This is a genomic window from Streptomyces sp. NPDC045470 (assembly GCF_040646595.1).
Taxonomy (GTDB): Bacteria; Actinomycetota; Actinomycetes; order Streptomycetales; family Streptomycetaceae; genus Streptomyces.
The window spans coordinates 452,519-460,031 of sequence record NZ_JBEZAN010000003.1; the positions used below are offsets into that span (position 1 = coordinate 452,519).

Below are 7,513 nucleotides of genomic sequence, written 5' to 3' on the forward strand. Positions count from 1 at the left end.
GGCTGCACAGACAGCGGCACAGACAAGGAGACGGCGTGTACGAGCTGCTCAAGTCGATCCTGGTGGAGGACCTTCAGCTGACGGAGGCGGACGTACGGCCGGACGTCGACCGCGAGGGAGCCGGTCTGGACTCGCTCGCCCTGGTCGAACTGTCCATGATCCTCAGCAAGAAGTTCGCCATCGAGATCAGCGACGACGAGATGCTGGAGGTCGAGACCGTCGCCGACATCGCGCGGCTGATGGAGGAGCGCGGCCCGCGTCCGTAAGAGCCCGTGTCACGAACCCGGCCGGGCCGGAGGCGCGGCCCAGGCTCTGTCCCCGACCGGTCCCCGAACGAAAGCAGGTCACCGATGTCCGGACGCGGATCCCGCGACCACCGAGAGCGGGCGCAGGCCCTCTACAAAGCGAGGGCCACCCGCACGCCCATCGCCCCGCTGACCGACGACGACCCGTCGCTGGGTCTGGCGGACGGCTATGCGATCCAGCGGGAGCTGGTCGCGATGCTGGCCGACGACGGCGAGCGGATCGTCGGGTACAAGGCGGGGCTGACCTCCGAGCCGATGCGGCGTCAGTTCGGCGTCGACACCCCGGACTACGGCCCGGTGTTCGCTTCGACGCTGTACCGCGACGGCGGCCGGGTGCCCCGCGAGGATTTCATCGCGCCGAAGGTCGAGGCCGAGATCGTCTTCCGGCTCGGCAGCCGTCTGGCCGGCCCCGGCGTGACGGTGGAGGCGGCCCGTGCCGCCGTCGCGGACGTCATGGCCGGGCTGGAGGTGGTCGACTCCCGTATCGAGGACTGGCGGATCAGGCTGGCCGACACCGTCGCCGACCTGGCCTCCAACGGCGCTGTGGTGCTCGGCGGCCGGGCGGTCCCGCTCCGCGGCGTCGACCCCCGCCTGATCGGCATGGTGTTCAGCCGCAACGGCGAGCTGGTCGCCACCGGCGCCGGGGCGGCCGCCTTCGGCGATCCGGTCGAGGTCGTGGCCTGGCTGGCCAACACGCTCGGCGCGCACGGCGTCGCCCTGGAGCCCGGACACCTGATCATGACCGGTGCGCTGCACGCCGCGGTCACCGTGGAGCACGGCGACACGTTCACCGCCGAGTTCGACCACCTCGGCTCGGTGACGTTCCAGGCGTGAGCCGGGTCCTGGGGTCGGGCCGGGGGGGGGCCCCCCCCCGGGGGGGGGGCCCCCCCCCCCCCCCCACGACAGGACCTATTCCGTACGACGCCGCAGCGTCACCGGTGCCGTCTCGTACCCCTGGATGAAATTGGAGCGCACCCGGCGTGGCTCACCGGTGAGTTCGGGGCGGTCCACGCGCTTGAGGAGTTCCTCGAACAGCACGGTGATCTCCATGACGGCGAGCGAGGACCCGAGGCAGAAGTGCGGTCCCGCGGACAGCGCGAGGTGCCGGTTCGGCTCCCGCCCGACGTCGAACCGGTCCGGATCGTCGAATACGGTGGCGTCGCGGTTGACGGCCGGGAGCCAGACCGCCACCTTGTCGCCGTCCGCGACGGCCCGGTCCCCGATCCGGGTGTCTCTGACGGCCGTACGCAGTACGTGCAGGACCGGGCTCGCGTACCGGAGGATCTCCTGCACCGCGGTGGGCATCAGGCCGGGGTCGGCGCGCAGGCGGTCCCACTCGCCGGGGAACCTGATGAAGGCGAGCAGACCGCCGACCATGGAGTGCCGCGTGGTCTCGTTGCCGGCCGACAGCAGGGCGTTGCAGTTGAGGATGATCTCCTCGTCGGTGAACGGCACCCCGTCCACCTCGCCGTGGATCAGGGCGCTGACGACATCGTCCCCCGGGTCCTTCCGGCGCAGCCGCACCAGGTGTTCGTAGTACGCCAGGATCTCGCTGTTCGCCTCGATCTCGATCTCCCGGTCACCGCCGGAATTCATCGCCGTCATGGACTGGTGCAGGAGATGTTCCCAGTCCTCGCGGGGCACGCCCAGCATGTCGCAGATCACCGAGACCGGGAGCCTGGCCGCCATCTGGACCGCGTCGCAGTCCCCTTCGGCGACCGCCGCGTCCACGATGTCCGAGGCCGTCCGGCGGATCGTCGACTCCAGCCGCCGGACCGTACGCGGGGTGAAGGCGGAGCTGATGATGCGCCGGATGCTCCCGTGCCGTGGCGGGTCGCTGACGATGAGCACCCGGCCGGCCGCCTGGGCGGTCGGCGCGGGCGGTGAGTCGAGGCGCATGCCGCGGGAGGAGACGAAGGTCTCGCTGTCCCGGAGGACGGCGTTCGCGAGCGGGTGGCCCAGCACGGACCAGAAGCTGTCCCCCGTCGTCCGTTCGGTCCTGAAGAGCGGTGCGCGTTCGCGCAGGGACGCCCAGAGTTCCTCCGCCCGGCCGCCGGAATACCACAACGGATCGGAAAGGTCGGGAAGTTCTTCCTCGACGTGCTGCGCATCCAAAGACATCCACGTGTCCCTTCCGTGGTGACTCACCGTTCGGGTCGCGTCGCGTACTCCTGGCCATCGTCCGGTCAGCGGGCGCGGCCCGTCAATGGACGGGTGTTTTGTCGGCGGGTGCTGTCTATGCTCGACCGTACGGATGCTGGAGTGCCGGTTTCTGTCATTCGGCGCGCTCGGACCGACAAGGAGAATTGATGGTCTCCGACGACCGCATACGGCCGTTTCGCGTGGACATTCCGCAGGAGGTTCTGGACGACCTGGCGGAAAGGCTGGACCGGACCCGCTGGTCCGCGCAGGCGGCGGATTCCGGCTGGGAGTACGGCGTGCCGGTGGATTACCTGCGGGATCTCAGCGCGTACTGGCGCACCTCGTACGACTGGCGACGGGCCGAGGCGCAACTGAACGCGTTCCCGCAGTTCACCACGGAAATCGACGGAACCACCGTGCATTTCCTCCACGTCCGGTCCGCGGAACCGGACGCGCTGCCGCTCGTCCTCACACACGGCTGGCCGGGATCGGTCGTCGAGTTCCTCGACGTCATCGGCCCGCTCACCGACCCCGCGGCGCACGGCGGCGACCGCGCGGACGCCTTCGACCTGGTGATTCCCTCGATCCCGGGGTTCGGTCTGTCCGGCCCGACCCCCGACAACGGGTGGGGGGTCGAGCGGGTCGCCGCCGCCTGGGCCGAGCTGATGAACCGGCTCGGGTATCGCCGGTACGGTGCGCAGGGCGGCGATTTCGGCTCGCTGATCTCGCGCCAACTGGGTGTCCACGCGCCCGGGAACGTGGTGGGCGTGCACCTGAACTTCCTGCTCACCTTTCCGTCCGGCGATCCGGCGGAGATGGCCGCGCTCTCCCCCGCCGACATGGAACGCGTCAGCCGCCTCGAAGTATTCAACACGGAATTGTCCGGCTACGCCCAGGTGCAGACGCAGCGCCCGCACACGGTCTCGCACGCCCTCGCGGACTCTCCGGTCGGCCAGCTCGCCTGGATCGTGGAGAAGTTCAAGGAATGGACCTATCAGGCCGGAGTTCCGGAGGACGCGGTGAGCCGTGACCGCATCCTGACCAATGTCATGCTCTACTGGCTCACCAACACCGCGGCGTCCGCCGCCCGCCTGTACAAGGACTCGGCCACGAGCTTCGGCCTGCCCAGGCAGTTGAACGTCCCGCTCGGGATCGCGGTGTTTCCCGGCGAACAGGCGCCGCCGGTCCGGCGGTTCGCCGAGCGCACCCATCCGCACATCACGTCCTGGACCGAGTTCGACACCGGCGGGCATTTCGCCGCACTGGAAGCGCCCGGTCTGCTCATCGACGACGTCCGCCGGTTCTTCCGTCCGCTGCGGTAGGGGCGAAGAGCCGTCGAGGCGGGAGCGGGGACCGCCGGTCACCCGTCGCGGTGGGCCGTACCGTACTGACGGTACGGCCCACCGCTGCGCCTCAGCGCGGTCCGACGTCCTCGGTGAGCAGGGCCTGGTACGTGTCGGCGATGCGCCGTACCGCGTCCCGCCGGATCAACCGGGACTGGAAGGTCAGCTCCACCCGTAGCCCGCCCCCCGGCTGCGGCCACACCTCGCAGGCCAGCTCCGCCGACGGCGCGACCAGCGGCTGCGGCAGGGCGCGGACGGCGCACCCGTCGAGCGCCAAGGACCCGGTGACGTTGTTCTGGTAGGCGAACACCGTCTGGTACAGCGGGTTGCGCGTCGTCCGCGGAGGCGTCACGGCCGCCACGACCTCGTCGAAGGCGACGTCCTGGCACGCCATCGCTTCTTTGATCACCGGGTAGGTCCGCGCCATCCGGCTCCTGAGGGAATCGGCCGCGTCCGCGGGCGGCATACGGAGGCACAACATGTCCACCACACAGCCGACGGCGCGGATCGCGTGCGCGCCGCCGCGTCGCGCCACCGGGACACCGACGCAGAAGTCCCCCTGCCCGAGCACCTCGCGCAGAGCCGCGTCGAACCCCGTGAAGAGGGCCAGGAACAGCGTGCTCCCGTACTGGCGCGCCTCCCGTGCCAGGCGCTCGACGGCGGGCGTGCCGAGCGTGAAGCAGCACACGCCCACCGGGTCGTCGTCCACCGACTCCGGCTCGGGCCACACCACGTCCTGCGCGCCGAGCAGCGCCGACTTCCAGTAGTCCAGTTGACGCCCGCGGTCCTCGTGCCGGCGGACCGTCAGCTCCTCCAGGGCGAGTTCCGCGAGGGTCGGGGCGGGGCCGTCGAAGGTTTCCCGGGTTCCGGCGAGGCGGCTGCGGTACGCGGCCGACAGCTCGGCGACGAGCAGCGATTCCGACCAGCCGTCGAACGCGATGTGATGCACCGTCAGCCCGAACAGGGTGCTGCCGCTCGCCTCGCGCACCACGGCACAGCGCCAGACCTCGCCGGTCTGGATCGACAGCGGACGCAGCAACGCTTTCTCCAGCCGGTCCTGTGCCGGCTCGCCGTCGCCGCACGGGCCGAGGTCGGTGAGCACGACACGGCCGCCCGGGCCGGTCAGACGCGCGACCGGCCCGTCCTCCAGGAGATAGGCGGCGCGCAGTGCCTCGTGCCGTGCGTGCAGGTCGTTCAGGGACTGTTCCAGCGCCTCCAGGTCGACGGGCCCGTCGATCCGCCAGGCTCTGCGGCACAGGGTCGAGGTGTCTTCGGGGAGCAGCTCGTACCGCATGCAGAAGTGCGCCGGCATGCCCACGAGCGGAACCACCGTGCTGTCGGTCGCCCCGGCCCGGTCTTCCGCCGGCAGCGCCGCGGCCTGCCCGACCAGACGCCGCAGCCCGTCGAGGTTCGGCTCCTTCATGAAGTCCGACACCGACACCCGGACGTTCAGCTGGCGCTGGATCCGGGCGCACAGCCGCATCGCGTCGAGCGAGGTGCCACCGAGCGCGGCCCAGCTGGTGTCGGGGGGCCAGGCGCCGGGACATTCGTCAGGGGACCGGACGAGTTCGCCGAAGAGCGCGTCGAGGTCCGGCCCGGTCCCGGTTCCGGTTCCGCTTCCGGACGGCCCGAGCCCGGCCAGGAGCGCCCGGTGGTCGGTCTTGCCCTGCGCCGTCAGGGGAAAGGCTCGTACTTCTTCGATCAACTCCGGTACGCAGTAGGACGGCAGCACGTCCCGGAGCCGGTCGGCCAGGGCCGCGGAGCGCCGCGCCGCGGGCGCGGCCGTGTAGAACAGCGCGAGGCGGGTGAAGGCCAGGTCGGTTCCTTCCACGGGAACGACGACGGCCCGTTCCACCTCCGGCAGTGCCTCGCAGGCACTCTCGATCTCGGCCGGCTCGATCCGGTGCCCCTGGATCTTGACCTGCCGGTCGGCGCGGCCCAGGTAGTGCAGTACGCCCTCGTCGTCGAGCAGGCCCAGGTCTCCCGTACGGTACATACGCACCGGGCCGTCCGCCGTCCGCACGGTCGTGAAGCGCCGCGCGGTCTCCTCGGGATGCGCGAGGTAGCCGACGGCCAGGCCCTCGCCGCCGATCCATATCTCGCCCGGTTGGCCGGGGGCCGCCGGTGCCCCGTCGCGCAGCACGGCGGTCCGGGTGCACGGCACCGCCCGCCCCAGCGGAATCCCGTGCGTCCGCCGGGTGTCGGCAGGCGTGATCCGGTGCGTCGTCGCGAAGACGCAGCTCTCCACCGGCCCGTAGCCGTTGAGCAGCGTGATGCCGGGGTGCGCGGTGAGGAAGCGGCGCACATGGGCGGGCGAGAGCCGTTCCCCGCCGATGATCAGTACCGACAGTCCGCGGAAGCACTCAGGCTGTTCGTCCAGGAACAGGTTGAACAGCGAGGCGGTGAGCCACGTCGTGTTCACCCCGTGCTCGTGGATCATCCCCGCGAGAGTGTCGGGCAGGAAGTACTCGCCCTCGGCGAGGACGCAGGTGCCTCCGCTGACCAGCGGCCCCCAGAGTTCCAGCGAGAACGCGTCCCACGGCAGCGCGGCGGCGGCGGAGGTGACGCGGCCCGGCCCGAAATCGGCGAAGCTCCCGGCGGTGAACAGCCTGGTGACGGCGCCGTGCGTGGACACCACGCCTTTGGGCGTGCCGGTGGTGCCGGAGGTGAAGAAGACCGTCGACGGCGTGCCGGCGCCGGTCACGGCGTCGCTCACCCGCCGGCCGCCGCGAATCGCCGCGGCCACCGGCCGTGCCTCGGTGACGACGACCGGCGACCCGAGCTGCCGGACGAGTTCGTCGCGGCGCTCCCGCGGCCACCTCGCGTCCAGGACGGAGTAGGCGGCGCCCAGTTTGAGCAGGGCCAGCAGTGTCGCCACGAGTTCCGGTGTGCGCGGCAGGAGCACCGGTACCAGATCACCTGGCCGGACTCCGAGCCCGGCCAGCTCCGCGGCGTAGTCGTCCGCCGCCCTGGCCAGCTCGGCGTAGGTCAGGACCGTCTCGCCCTGGATCAGCGCCACCCCGTCCGGCCTGCTCCGGGCCTGTGCGCCGAACGCGCCGTGCAGGGTCCGGTCGCGGGTCAGCACCGCTGGTTCCTGATCTTGAGGGCATCTGGCACGGTCACTCCGGGAGGTGAGCGGGTGATCGGGCGGGGCGGCGGGGACGACAGGGGCCGGTGTGCCGCCGACGGTGCGAGGGCGGCTCGGCTCTCCGTAGGTATCGACCCCGCGCCGAGGCAAAAGTAGTGGGGGGCCGGTCCGAAGGCCAGGTACCGGCGGGTGTCCAGCTTGGACGGACGGCGGGGCGGCCCGCCGCCCGCCGGAGCACCGTCCGCCCGGCTGTCCGGCGATCGCGGTCCGGCGGTCCGGCACATGGGGGCGGAAGAGCACGGAAAACAGCCCCCGGCCTGAGATTTCCCTCAGACCGGGAGCTGTTTCACCCGGTCGGGACGACAGGATTTGAACCTGCGACCCCTTGACCCCCAGTCAAGTGCGCTACCAAGCTGCGCCACGTCCCGATACCCGTCCGGCCCGGTGTTTCTCCCGGCCGACCGCGCAAGAGAACAATACCGCATGTCAGGGGGTGTCCGCCGCCAGGTTCGGCACGGCGGGCCCGGCGGCCGCTCCGGTCCGGCCGCCAGGGTGCCGGGGGCGCATGAGTACGCGTACTCATGCGCCCCCCGGCCCCCGGGGGGGGCGAAAGGCCCGGGACACACCAACCAGTA

General features: G+C 71.4%; 5 protein-coding genes and 1 tRNA gene. 3 read left to right on the top strand and 3 right to left on the bottom strand.

All coding sequences use genetic code 11. The features are described from left to right. Positions 1-35 precede the first annotated feature (35 nt). Positions 36-266, top strand: a complete 231-nt coding sequence (locus AB0A97_RS12310; protein ID WP_361148101.1) for a phosphopantetheine-binding protein — start codon at positions 36-38, stop codon at positions 264-266. 84 nt (positions 267-350) lie between these two features. Beyond that, the gene (locus AB0A97_RS12315) at positions 351-1,139 is read left to right on the top strand and encodes a fumarylacetoacetate hydrolase family protein (RefSeq protein WP_361148103.1); all 789 of its coding nucleotides are present in this window, start codon (positions 351-353) and stop codon (positions 1,137-1,139) included. Between the two features lie 75 nt (positions 1,140-1,214). Here the strand turns inward: AB0A97_RS12315 and AB0A97_RS12320 are convergent, their stop codons facing one another. After that, on the bottom strand, positions 1,215-2,426 hold the full coding sequence (locus tag AB0A97_RS12320) for a cytochrome P450 (RefSeq protein WP_361148105.1): 1,212 nt from the start codon (positions 2,424-2,426) through the stop codon (positions 1,215-1,217). A gap of 188 nt (positions 2,427-2,614) precedes the next feature. Between AB0A97_RS12320 and AB0A97_RS12325 the strand changes: the two genes are divergently transcribed. Further along, the gene (locus AB0A97_RS12325) at positions 2,615-3,769 is read left to right on the top strand and encodes an epoxide hydrolase family protein (protein ID WP_361148107.1); all 1,155 of its coding nucleotides are present in this window, start codon (positions 2,615-2,617) and stop codon (positions 3,767-3,769) included. Positions 3,770-3,860: 91 nt separating this feature from the next. Here AB0A97_RS12325 and AB0A97_RS12330 read toward each other — a convergent pair whose 3' ends face one another. Next, positions 3,861-6,875 carry an amino acid adenylation domain-containing protein gene (locus AB0A97_RS12330; protein WP_361148109.1) on the bottom strand — a complete coding sequence of 1,005 codons (3,015 nt, stop codon included), beginning with the start codon at positions 6,873-6,875 and terminating at the stop codon, positions 3,861-3,863. 357 nt (positions 6,876-7,232) lie between these two features. Next, positions 7,233-7,306: transfer RNA gene (locus AB0A97_RS12335), tRNA-Pro, on the bottom strand. Positions 7,307-7,513 lie beyond the last annotated feature (207 nt).